Genomic DNA, 17,562 nt, shown 5'->3' on the forward strand with positions numbered 1-17,562 from the left:
CATCGTCTTGCGGTTGCAGGCCCCGGCTGCCCCAGGAAAGAGAACGACACAGGCCATGAATACGCCAAATCCGATCCGTGAGAAGGACGCCGAGGTCACGATCCTCGCCCGTCAGACGCAAGGCAGGCGGCAGACCGCTGCGCCCGACCTGCATCTCGACGACAGCGACGATCCGATCGAACGGCGGGTCTATGACTCGCTGCGCTATGCGCTGATGTCGGGCAAGATGCTGCCCGGCCAGATGCTGACCTCGCGCTCCCTGTCAGAACAACTGGGTGTCAGCCAGACGCCGATCATGGTTGCGCTGAAACGGCTTGAGGCGGACCATGCCCTGCAAAGCCGCAACCGCAGCGCCTTTTACGTCGCCGAACCCGGCAAGGATGAATTCCGCGAGATACTGGATATCCGCCTCACGCTGGAGGTGATGGCGATCCGCCGGGCCGTGCGGAACCTGGGCGATGAAGACATCGCCCGGCTGAAGCAGATCAACCGGGCCTGCGGCGTGGAAGCCGGGCTGCCGCGCGCCGAAATGCTGGAGGCCGTCCGCGCCGCCCTTGCGCAGAACTTTCGCTTCCACTTCGAGATCTACCGCCACTGCGGGTCCACGACCCTGGTCGAGTTGATCGAGCGGTTCTGGCTGCGCGTCGGCCCGATGCTGCACCGCTATTTCGGCGGCAGCGGGGCGGTGGCGATGCCTGATCTGCACGAAGGCATCATCGCGGCCCTTGAACGGCGCGACGAGGAGGGGGCCGAACTTGCCCTGCGCTATGACCTGAACGCCGCCTTTGGTGCCATCGTGCCGCAGTTGCCGGCCTGACCGACGCCGACCTTTGCCTGAAGCGGGCAACAGCCGTTTCAGGGGGGCTACCCCACCCGGCAGCCGTGTCGGGCGTTCAGGCCTTGAGGCTTTCGATCATCCGATCAATGAACCTTTTTGCCCGGGTTGCCCGCGGTCCTGTGGCGTAACGACTGCCAATCCAGTAGCTGCACCCTGTTGCGACCTCGCTTCCGGCGACAACCCTGAGCCGGTTGGCGGCCAGCAGATCCGACGCATTGACCACGCTGATCAGCGCGAAGAGATCGGATGTCGGAAGCATTTCGGCCGCAAGATGCTCGGCCGAGACGGATGGCCCCTTCTTCTTGGTCTCAGACCAGTTCAGGCCGAGTTGCGCGGCCCAGTCGCGCCAACTGTACTCGCCCCAGTCGCGGCCTTGATGATGGGAGATATGCAGCAATCGGCTGTCGAGGACCTTCTGCATGTCAGTTTCTGCCGAAGTGAAGAACGGGTGCTCCGGCCTGGCGACGGCGGCGCAGCGGTCATTGAACAGCAGCGACCAGCCCGGACCCTCGGGGCGATGGGCGGCGTGGACGATGGTCACATCGGCCGGCGCGAGGCCAAGCGGGTCATGGGTCGGGTTGATCACCAGGTCGGTTTCGGGAAACACCCTTTCCAGCATGGGAATCCGCGGCATCAACCACAGGACGGCGAAGGAATATGAGGCCGTGATCCGCAATTCGCCCGAATGCCCATCCTGAAGCAATTCGTCGGCCAGACGGATCCGCTGGAAGGCATCTCCGAGGGCGGCGCTGATGGCGCGCCCGGTTTCTGTTGCCTCGAAGCGATTGCCGGACCTGTAGACCAGCGGCGCACCGCAGCGGGCTTCGAGGTCGCGGAGCCGGTGGCTGATGGCCGCCGGTGTGACGCAGAGTTCGCGGGCGGCCGCAGAAAGCGAGCCGGTGCGGAGAACCGCCTCCAGCGCGCGCAGACCGGTCATTGCTGGTGCGTTGCGCATCACCTTGCCCTTTTACCTCAGGTAAAAGTCAGGCGGCGAACTTGTCAATTGGCGCAAGGCTTCTGGCATTCCAATCTTGGCGCATCGGGCAAAATCAATGCGCGGCCTCTCCTCCTCTTGCTCCTCCCGAACCAAAGCCAGCCAAGGAAACCCTGCCATGAACCAGACCATGACTGAGACCCGGAAAAGGCTTTTCGATAGCCTCACCAGATCCGCCAAGGAAGGCCGGATCGACCGGCGTGAATTTCTTGCCCTTTCAAGCGTCCTCGGTCTTGGGGCGGCGGTCGGCCTTTCCTCTTTGCCGGGCCCGGCGCTGGCGCAGACCCCCAAGCGGGGCGGTGTCCTGCGGGTGGGTCAGCAGGTGCTGGCGATCAATGACCCGCGGGTCTATGACTGGCCGCAGAAGGCCAATGTCGCCCGCCAGTTCTGCGAACCGCTCGTGCGGTGGCAGCCGGATGGGAGTTTCACCCCGTCGCTTCTGGAAAGCTGGGAAGTCTCCGACGACGCGCGCACCTATACGCTGAAGGTCCGTCAGAACGCGACCTGGACGAATGGCGACGCCTTCACCGCCGATGATGTGATCTTCAACATCCGCCGGATGGCCGATGCGACGGTCGAGGGCAATTCGATGGCCGCGCGGCTTGTTGCCTTGCGCAATGGCGAGGAATTGACGGCGGCCGAGGATGCGGTGGTCAAGGTCGATGATTTCACGGTTCAGTTGAACTTGCGCAATCCTGACATCACCCTGATCCCCAGCTTTGGCGATTACCCGGCGCTTTGCGTGCATCCGTCCTTCCCGGATGGCGGCGATCTGGCGACGGCCCCGATCGGAACGGGGGCGTTCGAGCTGGTTTCCTTCGAGGTCGGGGTGCGGGCTGTCGTCAAGCGGCGCGAAGCGGGGGCCTGGTGGGGGGGCGAGGCCTATCTGGACGGGATCGAGTTCATCGACATGGGAACCGACGAGTCGGCCTTCCTTGCCGCCTTCTCGGCGGGTGAGATCGACATGAATGACGAGACAAGCCCGGATTTCGCCGACGCGAATGATGCGGCGGGGCTCGTGCGGGAATCTGCGGTCACGGCGACAACGATGGTGGCGCGGATGAACACGCAGGTTGCCCCCTTCACGGACCAGAAGGTGCGTCAGGCGATGCAGCTTGCCGTCGACAATGCCGTGGTACTGGAACTGGGGGTGGCGGGCCTTGGCTCGGTGGCCGAGAACCACCATGTCGCGCCCGTTCATCCGGAATATGCCGAAATCCCGAAGATCGCCCCCGACCCGGCAAAGGCCCTGGCGATGCTGACCGAGGCTGGTCACGCAGAGACGGAGATCGAGTTGATTTCCATCGACGAAGGCTGGTTGGCCACTACATCGGATGCCATCGCCGGGCAGTTGCGGGATGCAGGCATCAAGGTGAAGCGCACCGTCCTGCCGGGCGCGACCTTCTGGGATGGCTGGACGAAATATCCCTTCTCGACCACTTCCTGGGGCGCGCGGCCCTTGGGTGTGCAGATCTACGCGCTGGCCTATCGCAGCGGTGAGGCATGGAACGAAAGCGCCCATTCCAACCCGGAATTCGACGCCAAGCTGGAGCAGGCTCTGGGTATCTTCGATCCGGACAAGCGCCGCCCGTTGATGGCCGAGATGCAGAAGATGCTTCAGGACAGCGGGGTGATCATCCAGCCCTACTGGAATGAGCTTATCATGCACCGGGTTGAGGCGGTGCAGGGATACAAGCGCCATCCCCTGCGCGAAATGCATCTGGAGGCGGTCTGGCTGGACCGCTGAACGGCATCGCCCCCTGCGGCATGGATGCTGCGGGGGGCGCTTGGCGCCGGGTCTTCCGGCCCACCGGGACAACGAGATGAAGATAAGAGAAATCCGCGCGACGCCGGTGAACATCCCGCTGCGCGCGCCCTACCGCTTCAGCTATGGCTCGACCGGGTCGCTGACCAAGACTGTGATCGAACTGATGACCGAGGACGGCGTCACCGGTCTGGGCGAATGTGCCGACGGGGACCGGGCGGCGGATGTGGGCCGGATGGCGCAACGCCTGATCGGACGCGATCTGCGCGACATCGGGCCTTTGGCAAGGTCCTGCATGCAGGGCATGGCCTATACGCCCTGGGACAATGTGACGGCGCATCGCCGCGTCTTTGCCGGGATCGAGATGGCGATGTGGGATGCGCGGGCGCGCAGCGAGGGCGTGCCGCTTTATGCCCTCCTGGGCGGCGCGGTGCGGGATGAAATACCGCTGACGGAGTATTTCAGCTATCGGTTGCCCGGTCGGGACGAAGCGGGGGAGGACAGCCCCGGCGCGGTAGCGCGCTATTGCGCACGGATGGTTGAAGAGCACGATGCCCTGATCTTTGAGGGCAAGGTCGGCACGGTGGACCTTGCGGAAGAGGTGAGGATGGTGGCCGAGGTGCGCGCTGCCATCGGCGCGCGGCCCTTGCAACTGGATGCCAATGGTATCTGGACCTTGCCCACCGCAAGGCAGGCACTGCGCGCCCTGATGCCGTTTGATATCGCCTGGTTCGAAGAGCCTTGCGAAAGCTATGAAGAGATGTTCGCCCTGCGGCAGCATTTCGCCTGTTCCTTCTCCACCCATCTCGTCGATCTGCCAAAGGCTGTGCGGCTTGGCTGCCCTGATGCCATCGTGACCAATATCAACGAACTGGGCGGCATTCGCGGCACGCTGGACTTCGTGGCGGCCTGTGCAGCGATGGGGGTGGCGTTCCGTTTCCATTCGGGGGAAACCGGCGTGGGCTCGGCGGCCTATCTGCATCTTTCGGCAGCCCTCGACCATATCCGCGGGGCAAGCCAGACCTTGCTGCGCTGGTATGCGGATGACGTGATCGAGGGCGGCCCTTTCGTGCCGAAATCAGGTGTGTTGCGCCTGCCCGAGGGCCCCGGCCTGGGTGTGACGCTGGACCGAAAGGCGCTGAAGCGTTGCCACGAAAGGTATCTGGCGGAAGGCCGGTTTCCGGCCGGGGCCTCAGCCCCGCCCGGTTCGGCCTATGGCAGCACCTTCCGGAAGCGATGAGGCAGGATATGGCGCACAGACTTTCGCTTGATGAGGTCGAGACCCTTGCCCTTGACTGCCTGACGGCCAGCGGCGGGTCGCCGCTTCAGGCGGGGGCGGTGGCCCGGTCGATCCGCGATGCCGAGGCGGAGGGAACCCGCGGCATCGGTCTGGGCTATCTGCCCTGGTATTGCGGGCATCTGAAGGTGGGCAAGATCGCAGGGCATGCGCTGCCGACAGTCCGGCAGACCGCGCCCGGCATGGTGATGGTCGATGCGGGTGACGGTTTTGCCCATCCTGCCTATGAGGCAGGCGAGGCCGCGCTGGTGGCGGCCGCGCGGTCGCAGGGGATCGCTCTCATCGGCATTTCAAATGCTTATGCCTGCGGGGTGCTGGGCTACTTCACCGCCCGGCTGGCACGCCAGGGCCTTGTGGCGCTGATGTTCGCGAATGCCTCTTCCACCATGGCGCCCTGGGGCGGATGCAAGCCGTTCTTCGGAACCAATCCCTGGTCGCTTGCGGCCCCAAGGAACGGCGCGCCGCTGATCCTTGATTCCTCTTCTTCCGCCACGGCCTATGTGAACCTCGCCACGGCCGCTGCACGGGGGGAGCTGATCCCGCCCCATTGGGCATTGGATGCCGAGGGGCAGCCCACCACGGATGCCGAGGCCGCCTTGCAAGGAAGCATCGCTCCGGCGGGCGGTCACAAGGGCAGCGCGCTTGCCCTGATGGTCGAGGTTCTGGCGGCGGGTCTGACGGGGGCGCATTTCTCGCATGAGGCTTCGTCACTGGGTGACGATCTCGGCGGGCCGCCCCGTCTTGGCCAGACGCTGATTGCCATTCATCCGGGTCAGGCGGGCTTTGCCGCGCGGATCGAAGGGCTGCTTGCCGAGATGGCAAGTCAACCCGGTGTTCGCATCCCCGGAGACCGGCGCCACAGCCACAGGCAAAGGGCCGAGGTGGAGGGTGTCGCTGTGGATGATGCGCTGATGGGCCGGTTGAACAGTCTTGCGGGCCGGCGATGACCGGCCGGGTTGCAGCCTTCCCGATGTATAATCGCCCGGAATTGCGACCGGCCTTCGATGCGCTGTGGGAGGGGACGCGGGACGGTTTGCGCGCGGAGGGCGAGGAGGATGTGCCGGACAGGCTGACGGTGGTGGACGAGGGATTGCTTGCGTTCTGGCAGCGCCCCGACCTTCTTCTCAGCCAGACCTGCGGCTTTCCCTACCGGCATTTCCTGAAGGATCAGGTGACGCTGGTGGGGACGCCCGACTTCGGGCTGGAGGAATGTCCGCCCGGATACTACCGCAGTGCCCTTGTCGTGCGCCGCGATGATCCAAGACAGCGGCTGGTCGAGTTTCACGGGGCAACGATAGCCTGCAATGACCGTCATTCCCAATCCGGCTATGCCGCCCCTCTGCTGGCCGCACAGGAGGCGGGCCTACGCTTCGGGGCCTTGCAATTAAGCGGGTCGCATCATGCCTCGGCGCGCATGGTAGAGCAGGGGGAGGCGGATATTGCAGGGATTGATGCGGTTTCATGGCGGCACATGACGCGCCTTGATCCCTGGACGGGCAATCTGCGCGTGCTGGATTGGACATCTCCTACCCCGGGACTTCCGTTCATTACCGCCCATGCCTCACTTGCGCCGATCCTCGGTGCCTGCCTCGCCAGGGCGTTGAGAGCGCTCCCGAGGGTCATGCGACAGGATCTGACCATGATTGATCTGGTCTCGATTGATCGGCAGCACTACGTCGCTGTCGTCGATCCGGCGGTTGAGAAGTGAGAGATGCTCCCTTGGTCCAGCTGGCGGCTGAGGATCGCAGTCGCAAGCAACGGGGCGAACCAGGCTCCGGTCCCTTTCCAACCGCCAGGTCCGTCCGGAATGCTTTTGCGTGGCACAGCACCGGGCGAGCGGCAGGCAAGGCGAGGGGGGGTGCGACCGGGGTGTCCTACAGAAGCGGAGATGTTCCTTGAGACAGTTTGACCTTTCATCCTTGCCCGTCGTGGGGGCTGACCACGGGCGGATCGTGCATGACGGTGCGGTGACCCTCATCTCGGCATCGGCGTCGACGGATGCCTTTGTGCCGCCGGATGGTGCCGCCGTGATTGACCGTCTGCCGGGTCTGCGATTTGCCTGTCCGTCCGGTCCCTGGGCCCTTGCCATGCGCGTCACGCCCGATTTCGCCGCCGCCTTCGATGCGGGTGCCCTGATGGTTCGGAGCAGGACTGGCGCCTGGGCCAAGCTGGCTTTCGAGCAGGCGCCGGATGGACGGAAAATGGCCGTGAGCATCGTCACGAAAGACACGTCGGATGATGCCAATGGCCCGACTTTCGCGTCTCCGTTCATTTTTCTGAGAGCATGCTTCACGGGAAAGGCATGTGCATTCCATCATTCACTTGACGGAGCACGATGGGACCTGTTGCGCTTCTTTGCCTTGCCGGGACAGGTATCCTGCGTGGACATCGTCGCGCAGTCGCCCACGGGCGCAGGTTGCAGGGTGCGGTTCGATCATGCGGCCGTGGCGGAAAGCGCCCCGGACAATCTGCGGGATGGGAGTTGAGGCGCGCGTGACGCCGCTTTTCCAGGCTACGAACCCATGTCTGCGCCCGGCACAGAGCGGACGGTCGGTTGCGGATCATGCTGCCTCGGTGGGTTCGGGATCGAACGCGTCTTTCCAAAGAAAGCGCTGAGAAGAATGGAAGGTGGTCCGAGGCCTTCGGAATGAAGACCCTGGACCACGACGCTTCGCAAGGGGCGGGCTTGCGCTGTCGATCTCGGATGAAAGTTGCCGCGGATCGCCACCAAGACATGACTATGGCCAAGTGTCATCGAGCCGCATTTCGTGACGACGGAGCGGGCGATCATGCTTGACCCATTTGCCGAGAAGCATTGTTTGAAGACCCATGCCGGTGGGCCATGCCATGAACAGCAGACCCTGAGAAGAAGATGCGCACCGATCTGGTGGCAGTCGGGCTCTTCGGCGGCGTTCATGAATGCGGGGTCTGCGCATGGTGGCGGATCGCGTGGGCCGTGGACAGGACCGTGGGATCAACAGCCATGTCCTGGCGATGCCGAATGTCAGGGTGGCCGCCCGCGTGCCCGGATGCACCCCAAACCCCGAACGGACTGCCCTCGGACGATCGCACGGCTTGTGGATCGACGCCAAACGGACGCCCTAGATGACGATCCTGATCAGGTTGCTGTCGCCGTCTGCGCTTGTGGCGGGCTGGCTTTCTGCGGGTTCGACATGGATCGTGAGGTGGCAGCCGGGCAGGGCGCCTGCGATTGCGGCCTCGATCCGGTCGCAGATGCGATGGGCGGCGTCCACCGTCATCCCGGCGGGAACCACAAGGTGACATTCGGCGAAGACGGAGCGTCCGGCCTTGCGGGCGCGCAGGTCGTGAATCTCGGTCGCGCCGAGAGCGGTGCGCGCGATCGTCCGGTGCAACACTTCCATGGTTTCCGGGGGCGGGGCCTCGTCCATGAGCTCGCGGCCGGCCGACCACAGGACGCGCAGGCCCGTCGCCAGCACATGCAGCGCGACCAGGGCCGCCGTGGCCGGATCGAGGATTGTCCAGCCGGTCGCCATCGCCGCAGCGGTGCCGAGGAGGACCCCGGCAGAAGAGATCACGTCTGACAGGAGGTGGTGGCCATCGGCCTCGATCGCGGGGGAAAGCAGTCTGCGTCCCTCACGCAGCAGGATGCAGCCCCAGACCGCGTTCAGCACCGAGGCCGCGATGTTGATGCCCAGGCCGAGCGGGCCGGCAACCAGTTCCGGCGGGGTCCGCAGCCCGGTCAGGGCCTGATGCAGGATCAGCAGCGCCGCGGCGACGATGAGCACGCCTTCGAGGGCGGAGCTGAGCAGTTCGGCTTTATGGTGGCCGTAGGTATGGTTGTGATCCACCGGGCGGGCTGCATATCGTAGTGCCATAAGCGTGGTCACGGCAGTGGCCACATTGACGAGGCTTTCAAGGCCGTCCGACAGAAGGGCGATGGAGCCGGAGACCCACCAGGCCAGCAGCTTGAGCGCCAGGACCAGCAGGCCGACGAGGATGCTGATGACGGCGAGGCGGTTCAGTCGGCTGGCATGGTCAGGCGGGGTTGGCAGAGGCGACATCATAGGGCCCGGGTCGGTTGAAAAAGCGCCGCCACGGCAACCCGCGGCGGCGCAGACAGGGAGCAGGAGCGGCCCGCGCTTACTTGGGCGCGATGGCGGCCGACAGGCCGACGTAGTTCAGCGGGTGAGGCACATAGCCGCTGATCGTGTTGGCGTTGACGTCGAAGGCTGTCTCGTTCACCACGAAGACCGATACGGTCTTGTCAAAGAGATACTGCGCCAGTTCAGCATAGCCCGCATTGCGTGCGGCCGGATCGGGGTTCGCGTTGATCGCGGCAAGCTTTGCGTCGAAATCGGCATTGCAGTGCTGGCTGATGTTGAAGCTGCCGGCGCAGCTGTAGTCGGCGGCGAGGAAACCGCCGGGTTCCGGCGCATCGGTCAGATAGCCGCGTGACATGAAGGCCATGTCGTAGTTGCCGGCGAGCATGTCGGGTTCCAGCGCCGCATATTCGGCCAGCCGGATATTCGCCTTCAGCCCCACCTCGGCCAGCATCGCCTGGACCACCTCGCCCATCGCGGCGAGTTCCTTCTTGGTGTTGTAGATCAGGAAGCTGACTTCGGTCCCTTCCGCGACGCCTGCCTCGGCCAGCAGCGCCTTGGCCTTTTCAAGATCCGGGGTCGGTGCGGCAAGGCCTTTCGGGGCCCAGAGCTCTTCGGGGCGGAAGGGCGATGCGGCGGGCGAGTAGAGGCCTTCGAAGACGGCATCGTCGATGGCCTGGGTATCCAGCGCCAGCTTCACGGCAAGGCGCACCCGTTCATCGGCGAAGATGCCGGTCTTGTTGTTCAGCAGAAGCTGGATCACCCGCGGCGTGGTCACTTCGGACACGGTGAGATTGGCATCGCCCTGAAGTTGGGCAACCGAATAGGCCGGGACATGGCGCACGATCTGTGCCTCGCCCGAGCGAGCCATGGTGGTGCGGGTGTCGGCATCGGGCACGAAGCGCACGGTGGCCCCGGCAATCTGCGGCGCGCCGCCCCAATAGGCGGGGTTTGCCTCGAGCGTCATCGACTGTTCGGGGTCGATGGCCGCGATCTTGAAGGGCCCGGTGCAGGTGCCGACGGGGTTGATGCCGGCTTCGGTATAGGCTGCGGGCGACAGGATGGCGGCCGGCGGCGAGGCGAGCCGACCCGGCAGGGTGACCAGCGGATCGACGGTGGTGATCGTGACGGTCATCGGGCCCGTCGCCTCGACCTTGGCGACGACGGTGGGCGAGAAGGCGCGGGCCGGCACTTCCGCCGTCAGAAGCTTGTTCAGCGAATTGGCCACGGTTTCGGCCGTGACGGCGGTGCCGTCCTGGAAGGTCACGCCATCGCGGATGGTGAACTCCCATGTCAGATCGCCGGTCTGCTTCCATTCCGTCGCCAGGGCGGGCTCCACGGTGATCGAGTTGGAGATGCGGGTCAGGCCTTCGTAGCAGCCGGCACGCATCGCCAGCCAGGAGTCATCGGAATGCAGCGCCCAGTTGGCGGCGGGTCCGAAAGCCTCGGTCAGCGTAACGGTGGTTTCGGCGGCGGCGGGCAGGGCCAGAAGCATCGGCAGGGCGACGCTGGCAGACAGGCGGGAGAGCATGGACATGGGAATCCCCTGGATGGACGTTGCACAGATGCGGCGCCGGTTTCTGCGGATCGGCTGCCGTCAAGGATCAGGTTAGGAACCACTCTGCCGCAGCATTTGCCGTTTGGCGCGGGTGCGGCAGAATCTTTTGCGAATGTCAGCCCCGCGGCGGCATGGTTGCAGCCGCATGGGTGTTCCAGTGCCGGCAGCGGACGAAGTGGCGCGACCCGGCCTGTTTCAACGCCGGTTCCAAGGCGGTGCAATCGGGTTGCGCATAGGGGCAGCGGCTGGCGAAACGGCACCCTTCGGGCATGGCGAGCGGGCTTGGCACCTCGCCCTCGCGCAGGTGGCGCGACAGGTCGATCCCCCCCGGTTCAAGCAGGGAAGAGGCGATCAGGGCGCGGGTGTAGGGATGGGCGGGATGGTCGAAGAGATGATCGCGGTCCGCAAGTTCCACCACCTGGCCTGCATACATCACGGCGATCCTATCGCACATGTAGCGGACGACGCGAAGGTCGTGGCTGATCATCAGCATGGTCAGGCCACGTCTGGCCCGCAGGTCCATCAGCAGGTTCAGGATCTGCGTGCGCATGGACGCGTCCAGCGCGGAGGTGGGTTCGTCGCAGACCAGAAGCTGCGGTTCCAGAAGCAGCGCCCGCCCGATCACCACACGCTGCAACTGGCCGCCGGAGCATTGGGCGGGCAGGCGGTCGTGGAAGCTTTCGTCCAGCCCCACCTCGGCCAACATGGCAAGCACGCGGTCGCGCCGGTCTGCTGGAGTGCCAATGCCATGTGCCGCCATCGGGGCCGCCATGGCGGTGCCGATCGTCATGCGCGGGTCGAGCGCGCCATGCGGGTCCTGGAAGACCAGTTGCACCTGAGGGCGGCGGCGGCGCAGCGCCTCGCCGCGCGGGGCAAGCCAATCCTCGCCATCCAGCGTGATCTGGCCGGCCGTGGCCGATGTCAGCCGCGTGACGACCTTGGCGAGGGTGGATTTGCCGCATCCGCTTTCGCCGACGATGCCCATGATCTCGCCCTTGGCGACGCGGAGGGTGACGCCATCGAGCGATTTGATCGGGCGGGAGCCGCCAAAGCTGCGCCATGTATAGTATTTGCACAGACCATCGACCGACAGGAAGGCCGGATCACGGCGCGAGGTTTCGGCATAATCCGGCGCGGCGCGGCGGGCGATGCTGGGGATGGTGGCCTTCATCATGCGGCGCTCGCGGTCTGGCTGGCGTGGCAACGGACGGTGTGGTCATGCCCGGCAAGGCCGGGTTCGGCCTGATGACAGCGGTCATGCAGGTGGCTGTCACCCCGCGCAAGGGTGCAGCGCGGCGCAAAGCGGCAGCCACAGCCGATGTCGCGGGCGGTGGAGCCCGATCCGGGGATGGAGAGCAGTCGCCCATCCGCCTCGGGTTCAAGCAACGAGCAGCGGATGAGGGCGCGGGTATAGGGGTGCTGCGGCGCGTCCATGATGCGGGCGGCGGGGCCTTCCTCGACGATGCGGCCTGCATACATGACGGCGATGCGGTCGGCGAAGGCCTGCACGACGGTCAGGTCGTGGGTGATGAGCAAGATGGCGAAATGCCGCCGCGCCTGTTCGGCCTTCAGGAGTTGCAGGATCTGCGCCTGCACGGTGACGTCGAGCGCGGTGGTAGGTTCGTCGGCGATCAGCAGGTCCGGTTCGGCAGCAAGCGCGGTGGCCATCATCACCCGTTGTGCCATGCCGCCGGAAAGTTCATGCGAATAGGCCATGGCGCGGGCCTCGGGGGCGGGGATGCGCACGCTGCGCATCAGGTCGATCACCCGGGCGAAGGCCGCGCGGCGCGACAGACCCTTGCCGATAGTGAGGGGTTCCGCCACCTGCGTTCGCACACGGGCTGTCGGGTCCAGCATGGCATGGGGCTGCTGGAACAGCATGCCGATGCCCGCGCCGCGCAGGTGGTTGAGGTCGTCCCCCGACATCGCCGTCACGTCGCGCCCGGCGAAGACGACCTCGCCCGAGGTGATCCGCAGTCCACGGGGGAGAAGGCGCGTAATGGCGAGGGCGGTCATGCTTTTGCCCGATCCGCTTTCACCCACCAGGGCCACGATCTCTCCCCGCCGGATTTGCAGGGAAAGGCCGTCGATGATCGGCTTGCCGCCGCCGGTTGGGGTCACGGTCAGGTCGCGGACCGACAGGAGTGTCTCTGCATCATGGGACATCGCGGCGGGTCCTTCAGTTATGCGGTCTGGTGCGGTCGATCTCCAGCCCGTGGCCGATCCACGTCACCGAGAGGGCGGTGACGAAGATGGCGAGGCCGGGCGCGATCATCAGCATGGGAGCGCGGTCAAGATAGGGTTGGGCGGCCGCGAGCATCAGGCCCCAGTCCGGGGCTGGAGGTTGCACGCCGAGCCCGAGATAGGACAGCCCGCCCACGGTGATGAGCTTGTGGCCGAAGCGAAGGAAGGTGACGGCGGAGATCGGGCGGATGAGGTTGGGCAGGAAATGCCGGATCAGGATGAAGCGGCGGGTCATGCCCAGCACCTCGGCCGCGCGGATGTAATCCATCGCATTGACCTGAAGGGCGAGACCGCGGGCGAGCCGGGCATAGGGCGTCCATCCCACGATTGTCAGCGCCACGATCAGGGTCACATGGCCGGGACCGAAGATCGCGACGAGGAAGATGGCGATGACGGTGTCCGGGATGGCGATGAGCAGATCGACGAGGCGCATCGAGATTTCTTCGAACCAGCCGCCGATGCGGCCCGCGAGGATGCCCACGGCGACCCCGATCACCACCGAGATCACCACCGATACGGCCGCGATGGTGACAGTGAAGCGGCCGCCTTCGACCAGCCGGGCAAAGACATCCCGGCCGAGATTGTCGGTGCCGAGCCAATAGGTTTCGGATGGCGGCTTGAGCCGCTGGACGATGTTCTGTGCCGCAGGGTCCAGCGACCAGAGCCAGGGGCCTGCCAGCAGGATGGCCAGCACGATGCTGAAGATCGTGCAGCCTGCCGCGAAGGTCCAGTGCCGGGTGGCGAGGAAGCGGCGCAGCGGGCCGATGTCGCGGCGGGCCGGGGTGAGGGAGAGTTCAGCGGCCATGGGCACCCCGCAGCGAAGGGTTGATGACGACGTAGAGAATATCGGCCAGCGTGTTGATGGTGATGGCCAGCGCGACGATCGCGACGAAACCGCCTTGCAGGAGGGGAATGTCCTTGTTGATGACGGCTTCATAGAACAGGCGTCCCATGCCCGGGATGGCGAAGATCACCTCGATCACCACCGAGCCGCCCAGAAGGCTTGCGAACCAGAGCGAGAAGAAGGTCACGACCGGAATCGACCCGTTGCGCAGCCCGTGCCGCAGCACCGTCTGGCGCATGGACAGCCCGCGTGCACGGGCGGCGGTGATGTAGGAGGCGTTGAGCACGTCCACCATGGCGGCGCGGGTTACCTGGGTGAAATAGGCCATGGGCCGGATCGACAGTGCCAAAGCGGGCAGGATCACCGAAGATGGCCCGAACCAGCCCGAAGAAGGCAGCAGGCCGAGATGCAGCGAGAAGGCAAGGATGAGGATCGGGGCCAGCCAGTATTCCGGGACGGCGACGAAGGTCTGCACCATCAGGGTGACGGCGCCATCCACCTTGCCGCCGGGGCGCGAGGCCGCAAGGGTGCCGACCGGCAGTGCAACGATCACCGCGATGGCGAGGGCGGTCAGGGCCAGCGTTGCCGAAACCAGCAAGGCGCGACCGATCATCTTCGATGACCGGCTGGCGCGAGGCGAAGGAATTGCCGAAATCGCCTTGCACCGCATTGCCCAGCCAGATCAGGAACTGCGTCGCCAGCGGTTCGTCCAGCCCGAGTTCCTGACGCAGGGCCGCGACCTGCGCGGTGTCGAGGGCCAGATCGCTGCCATGCGACAGCAGGATCGTGCGCGCCGGATCGCTGCCACTGGCCATCGGGACCAGAAAGGCGAGAAGCGAGACGGTCAGCATCATCAGGACCAGCATCGCCAGTCTTTGAAGGGCGATTTTCCACATGGCAGCACCTCCGGCTCCGGTCAGTCGGGCCATGGCGGATGTTCGGTCCATGGCAAAGGCAAATGATATCGTTCTGGCCCTGCTTCATAGCAGCTTCTGCCGCGTTTCAGCAGTTGTCCGGCATGGCTTCGCCGCGTCGAATGGGTAGTGTCCTAGGCACGACCAGCAGATTCTGCCGGGTGAGCCGCAGGATCGTGCCGGCATCGCAGCCAAGGCGAAAGGGCCTGAGCCTGATGCAGCTACGGGAAGATGCGCCGCGGGACTTGACCCGCCTCGGGCGAGGAGCGGTGCTCGCGGCGCTGATGGCGACGCAGACCTTCGGCTGGGGGACGAGCCTTGCGCTTCTGGGGGTTCTGGGGCAGCCGATCGGTGATGACCTCGGTCTGTCGGCGGGGGTGGTGTTCTCGGCCGCGGTGGTGCTTTACGGCTGTGCCGCGCTTTGTGCGCCCCTTGCGGGGCGGCTAGCCGACCGGATCGGCGGGGCGTGGCTTCTGGCACCCGGCGCGGTGCTGGGCGCGGCCTCGCTGGCGCTCTTGTCGCAGGCGCAGGGGGTGCTGGGCTATTTCGTGGCCTGGGGCCTGCAAGGGCTGGCCTTTCATTTCATGCTGATGACGGCCTGCTACACCACGATTGCACAGGTCTGGAGGGATCGGGCGCGGCGCGTGATCGGGCTGTTGACCCTTGCCACCGGTCTTTGTGCGACGGTGATCTGGCCGCTGACCGAGTTTCTTCAGGGGTTCATGGATTGGCGGGGCATCTGTCTGCTTTATGCCGCGGCAACGCTCTGCGCTGTGGTGCCGATAAATCTAGTGCTGGCCTTCACGTTGCGGGGGCGCGCGGTGCTCACGGCGATGACGCCACAGCCGGATCAGGTGTTGTCCGAGGAGAGCGTCCATCGGCCGCCGGAAGGCAGTTTCCGGTTGCTGGCCGTGATCTTCGCCTTCAGTGCGGCTATTGGCAACGCGGTTGGCATTTTGATGATCGACATCCTTTACGGCCTTGGACTGTCGCGCTCAGAGGCTGTCCATGCGGCCTCGCTGATCGGGATTGCCTTTCTGGTGGCGCGTGGGGCCGAGATCGCCTTCGGCAATCGTCTTGATCCGATCCGGATGACCTTGCTGGTTTTCGGCACCTTGCCGGTTCCGTTTCTTCTGCTTCTCGGCTGGGCCGTGGTCGGGGCTGCCTTACCCTTCTGGCTGGCTGCGCTTGCTGCGCTGGCCTATGGCGCGCCGCAGGGATTGGCGGGTCTGATGCGGCCGGCGCTGGTGCAGCATATCTTCGGCACGCGTGGCTATGGCAGCCGGCTGGGGCGGCTGTCGCGGGTTTCGGACGCGGCAAGCGCCGTGACGCCCGCGCTTCTGGCGACGCTGCTGGCACAGTCGCCTCTGCTCGGCCTGGCCGTGATTGCGGCCATGGCGCTGAGCTGTTTCATCCTTGCCTGGCGGCTTGCCCGCCTGCCTTGTCCTGATCATGTAACTCTGAAGGAGTGTCCGCCATGTCCCTGATCCAGCGCATCGACCATAATCCCGAATTCACTCCCAAGCGTGCCTATCCGGACCCGGAACGGCTGATCGAGGGGACGCCGGAGTTCGACACCTGGGCGATGGATGAAAGCCGTGGTGGCCAGGTGAAATCCGGCATCTGGCGGGCGACGCCCGGGCTGACACGGTCGATCAAGGGGGAGACCTTCGAGTTCTGCCATATCCTTGAGGGGCTGGTCGAGATCACGGCAGAGGATGGTGAAAGCTGGACCTTCACGGCGGGCGACAGTTTCGTGATGAAACCCGGCTTCGTCGGCACCTGGCGCACGATCGAGACCGTGCGCAAAATCTATGTCGTCGTCTATTGAGACAGGTGGCGGGCCAGCCGTGCCAGCATTTCCATGCAACCCTGCAATTCCTGCGGGGTGATGTATTCGTCGGGTCGGTGGGCGCGGGCGATGTCGCCCGGCCCGCAGACGATCGAGGGAATGCCCGCGGCATGGAACAGCCCGGCTTCGGTGCCATAGCTGACCGCCTGACGGATGGGGCGGCCGGTCCAGCCTGACAGAAGTTCCGCCAGCCCGGAAGCCTCGGGCGGAAGGGCGGGATAGGAGGCGAGTTCGCGGACCGTGCAGGAAAGGGCGCGTCCTTCGGCGACCAGGGCTTCGGCCCGGGCAAGGATCGGATCCATGATCGACTGCGCGCTGTCGGCGGGGATCGTCCGCACCTCCATTGCCAGGGTCGCATGAGCGGGGATGATGTTCACCGCCGTTCCGGCCTGCATCAGCCCGGCGACCAGAGTGGAGTGATCGGGTTCAAAGCGCGTGTCGCGGGTGCCGTGCAGGGCCAGCATCTCGGCCGCTTGCCGCAGGCCATCGGCCAGTGCCGCCGCAGCGTAAAGCGCATTCACACCGGCGCCAGGGTTCGACGAATGGGCCGAGCGTCCGGTGAAGGCCAGTTCAAGCGCGAGCTTGCCCTTGTGCGACAGGACCGGTTGCAGGGCGGAGGGTTCACCGATGATCGCGCCTTCGGGAAGGGCGCAAAGCCGGGGCAGGGCGGCGATCAGATGCGGCACGCCGCGACAGCCGATCTCTTCATCATAGGAAAAGGCAAGGTGGAGGGGGCGCTTCAGGGGGGCTGCCTGGAAGAGTGGGACAGCGGCAATCATGCAGGCCAGAAAACCCTTCATGTCCGAAGTGCCGCGCCCGAACAGCCGCCCGTCTCGGGCGGTCAGCCGGAAGGGATCGCTTGACCAGGCCTGCCCTTCGACCGGAACCACATCCATATGGCCCGACAGGAGGATGCCGGGACGGTCGGCCGGTCCGATGCTGGCAAGGAGGTTCACGCGGTCGCCCTCCGGGCCGGGAAGGCGATGGACGGTCAGGCCTGCCGCCCGGAGGCGTTCGAATATCCAGTCGGCAATCTGGGCATTGGGCTGGCCGGGAAGGCAGGGCATGGCCACCAGCCTGTCCAGAACCTCTTCGGGGCAAATCTCGGTCATGTCATTTCTCCGCCTGACCGGATGATCATCGCAGGCCGGGCTGGCATCGCCTGCCGAAGATG

16 protein-coding genes and 1 pseudogene are annotated in these 17,562 nt (G+C 65.4%); 8 read left to right on the plus strand and 9 right to left on the minus strand.

What is annotated here, in order from left to right; all coding sequences use genetic code 11:
• Positions 1 to 55 precede the first annotated feature (55 nt).
• The gene (locus tag C0V75_RS05555; RefSeq protein WP_101919948.1) at positions 56 to 817 is read left to right on the plus strand and encodes a GntR family transcriptional regulator; all 762 of its coding nucleotides are present in this window, start codon (positions 56 to 58) and stop codon (positions 815 to 817) included.
• A 76-nt stretch (positions 818 to 893) separates the two neighbouring features.
• Here C0V75_RS05555 and C0V75_RS05560 read toward each other — a convergent pair whose 3' ends face one another.
• Positions 894 to 1,775: a LysR family transcriptional regulator gene (locus tag C0V75_RS05560; RefSeq protein WP_158241779.1), complete on the minus strand. Its 882-nt coding sequence runs from the start codon at positions 1,773 to 1,775 to the stop codon at positions 894 to 896.
• A gap of 187 nt (positions 1,776 to 1,962) precedes the next feature.
• On the opposite strand from C0V75_RS05560, the gene C0V75_RS05565 reads away from it, so the two are divergent.
• The 5 genes from C0V75_RS05565 (at position 1,963) to C0V75_RS05585 (ending at position 7,380) form a co-directional block, all read left to right on the plus strand.
• Complete coding sequence (locus tag C0V75_RS05565) at positions 1,963 to 3,579, plus strand: ABC transporter substrate-binding protein (protein WP_216821410.1); 1,617 nt, start codon at positions 1,963 to 1,965, stop codon at positions 3,577 to 3,579.
• Between the two features lie 76 nt (positions 3,580 to 3,655).
• Positions 3,656 to 4,837 carry a mandelate racemase/muconate lactonizing enzyme family protein gene (locus C0V75_RS05570; protein WP_158241780.1) on the plus strand — a complete coding sequence of 394 codons (1,182 nt, stop codon included), beginning with the start codon at positions 3,656 to 3,658 and terminating at the stop codon, positions 4,835 to 4,837.
• An 8-nt stretch (positions 4,838 to 4,845) separates the two neighbouring features.
• Positions 4,846 to 5,841, plus strand: a complete 996-nt coding sequence (locus C0V75_RS05575) for an Ldh family oxidoreductase (RefSeq protein WP_101919952.1) — start codon at positions 4,846 to 4,848, stop codon at positions 5,839 to 5,841.
• Entirely contained in the window at positions 5,838 to 6,602 is a 765-nt protein-coding gene (locus C0V75_RS05580; protein ID WP_101919953.1) for a phosphate/phosphite/phosphonate ABC transporter substrate-binding protein, read from the plus strand. Before C0V75_RS05575 ends, C0V75_RS05580 begins: the two co-directional genes overlap by 4 nt.
• 187 nt (positions 6,603 to 6,789) lie before the next feature.
• Positions 6,790 to 7,380 carry a DUF1349 domain-containing protein gene (locus C0V75_RS05585; RefSeq protein ID WP_158241781.1) on the plus strand — a complete coding sequence of 197 codons (591 nt, stop codon included), beginning with the start codon at positions 6,790 to 6,792 and terminating at the stop codon, positions 7,378 to 7,380.
• Between the two features lie 615 nt (positions 7,381 to 7,995).
• Here C0V75_RS05585 and C0V75_RS05590 read toward each other — a convergent pair.
• The 7 genes and pseudogenes from C0V75_RS05590 to C0V75_RS24180 form a co-directional block, all read right to left on the minus strand.
• On the minus strand, positions 7,996 to 8,937 hold the full coding sequence (locus tag C0V75_RS05590; protein WP_101919955.1) for a cation diffusion facilitator family transporter: 942 nt from the start codon (positions 8,935 to 8,937) through the stop codon (positions 7,996 to 7,998).
• Positions 8,938 to 9,016: 79 nt separating this feature from the next.
• A complete protein-coding gene (locus tag C0V75_RS05595; RefSeq protein WP_216821411.1) occupies positions 9,017 to 10,513 on the minus strand; it encodes an ABC transporter substrate-binding protein in 1,497 nt (498 codons plus the stop codon).
• Between the two features lie 136 nt (positions 10,514 to 10,649).
• Complete coding sequence (locus C0V75_RS05600; RefSeq protein ID WP_216821412.1) at positions 10,650 to 11,708, minus strand: ABC transporter ATP-binding protein; 1,059 nt, start codon at positions 11,706 to 11,708, stop codon at positions 10,650 to 10,652.
• Positions 11,705 to 12,700 carry an ABC transporter ATP-binding protein gene (locus tag C0V75_RS05605; protein WP_101919956.1) on the minus strand — a complete coding sequence of 332 codons (996 nt, stop codon included), beginning with the start codon at positions 12,698 to 12,700 and terminating at the stop codon, positions 11,705 to 11,707. Before C0V75_RS05605 ends, C0V75_RS05600 begins: the two co-directional genes overlap by 4 nt.
• Before the next feature lie 13 nt (positions 12,701 to 12,713).
• A complete protein-coding gene (locus C0V75_RS05610; RefSeq protein ID WP_101919957.1) occupies positions 12,714 to 13,583 on the minus strand; it encodes an ABC transporter permease in 870 nt (289 codons plus the stop codon).
• Positions 13,573 to 14,235: an ABC transporter permease gene (locus C0V75_RS05615; RefSeq protein WP_216821413.1), complete on the minus strand. Its 663-nt coding sequence runs from the start codon at positions 14,233 to 14,235 to the stop codon at positions 13,573 to 13,575. The genes C0V75_RS05610 and C0V75_RS05615 overlap by 11 nt, the downstream gene beginning before the upstream one ends.
• Before the next feature lie 100 nt (positions 14,236 to 14,335).
• Positions 14,336 to 14,569 (minus strand): annotated as a pseudogene (locus C0V75_RS24180) (hypothetical protein); the annotation flags it as partial.
• Positions 14,570 to 14,751: 182 nt separating this feature from the next.
• Between C0V75_RS24180 and C0V75_RS05620 the strand changes: the two are divergent.
• Positions 14,752 to 16,023: an MFS transporter gene (locus tag C0V75_RS05620; RefSeq protein ID WP_158241782.1), complete on the plus strand. Its 1,272-nt coding sequence runs from the start codon at positions 14,752 to 14,754 to the stop codon at positions 16,021 to 16,023.
• On the plus strand, positions 16,014 to 16,367 hold the full coding sequence (locus C0V75_RS05625; RefSeq protein ID WP_101919959.1) for a cupin domain-containing protein: 354 nt from the start codon (positions 16,014 to 16,016) through the stop codon (positions 16,365 to 16,367). Before C0V75_RS05620 ends, C0V75_RS05625 begins: the two co-directional genes overlap by 10 nt.
• On the opposite strand, the gene argE is transcribed toward C0V75_RS05625, so the two are convergent.
• Complete coding sequence (argE, locus tag C0V75_RS05630) at positions 16,361 to 17,500, minus strand: acetylornithine deacetylase (protein WP_101919960.1); 1,140 nt, start codon at positions 17,498 to 17,500, stop codon at positions 16,361 to 16,363. The two genes, C0V75_RS05625 and argE, sit on opposite strands and share 7 nt — an antisense overlap.
• Between the last annotated feature and the right edge of the window lie 62 nt (positions 17,501 to 17,562).

The sequence above is a fragment of the Tabrizicola sp. TH137 genome (assembly GCF_002855575.1).
In the GTDB taxonomy this organism is placed as follows: domain Bacteria; phylum Pseudomonadota; class Alphaproteobacteria; order Rhodobacterales; family Rhodobacteraceae; genus Paragemmobacter.

Coding starts and splice junctions, on each gene's coding strand:
- C0V75_RS05595 (WP_216821411.1), bottom strand. CDS start 10,513: ATGTCCATGCTCTCCCGCCTGTCTGCCAGCGTCGCCCTGCCGATGCTT.
- C0V75_RS05605 (WP_101919956.1), bottom strand. CDS start 12,700: ATGTCCCATGATGCAGAGACACTCCTGTCGGTCCGCGACCTGACCGTG.
- C0V75_RS05560 (WP_158241779.1), bottom strand. CDS start 1,775: ATGACCGGTCTGCGCGCGCTGGAGGCGGTTCTCCGCACCGGCTCGCTT.
- C0V75_RS05620 (WP_158241782.1), top strand. CDS start 14,752: ATGCAGCTACGGGAAGATGCGCCGCGGGACTTGACCCGCCTCGGGCGA.
- C0V75_RS05590 (WP_101919955.1), bottom strand. CDS start 8,937: ATGTCGCCTCTGCCAACCCCGCCTGACCATGCCAGCCGACTGAACCGC.
- C0V75_RS05565 (WP_216821410.1), top strand. CDS start 1,963: ATGACTGAGACCCGGAAAAGGCTTTTCGATAGCCTCACCAGATCCGCC.
- C0V75_RS05555 (WP_101919948.1), top strand. CDS start 56: ATGAATACGCCAAATCCGATCCGTGAGAAGGACGCCGAGGTCACGATC.
- C0V75_RS05575 (WP_101919952.1), top strand. CDS start 4,846: ATGGCGCACAGACTTTCGCTTGATGAGGTCGAGACCCTTGCCCTTGAC.
- C0V75_RS05600 (WP_216821412.1), bottom strand. CDS start 11,708: ATGATGAAGGCCACCATCCCCAGCATCGCCCGCCGCGCCGCGCCGGAT.
- C0V75_RS05580 (WP_101919953.1), top strand. CDS start 5,838: ATGACCGGCCGGGTTGCAGCCTTCCCGATGTATAATCGCCCGGAATTG.
- C0V75_RS05610 (WP_101919957.1), bottom strand. CDS start 13,583: ATGGCCGCTGAACTCTCCCTCACCCCGGCCCGCCGCGACATCGGCCCG.
- C0V75_RS05570 (WP_158241780.1), top strand. CDS start 3,656: ATGAAGATAAGAGAAATCCGCGCGACGCCGGTGAACATCCCGCTGCGC.
- argE (WP_101919960.1), bottom strand. CDS start 17,500: ATGACCGAGATTTGCCCCGAAGAGGTTCTGGACAGGCTGGTGGCCATG.
- C0V75_RS05625 (WP_101919959.1), top strand. CDS start 16,014: ATGTCCCTGATCCAGCGCATCGACCATAATCCCGAATTCACTCCCAAG.
- C0V75_RS05615 (WP_216821413.1), bottom strand. CDS start 14,235: ATGATCGGTCGCGCCTTGCTGGTTTCGGCAACGCTGGCCCTGACCGCC.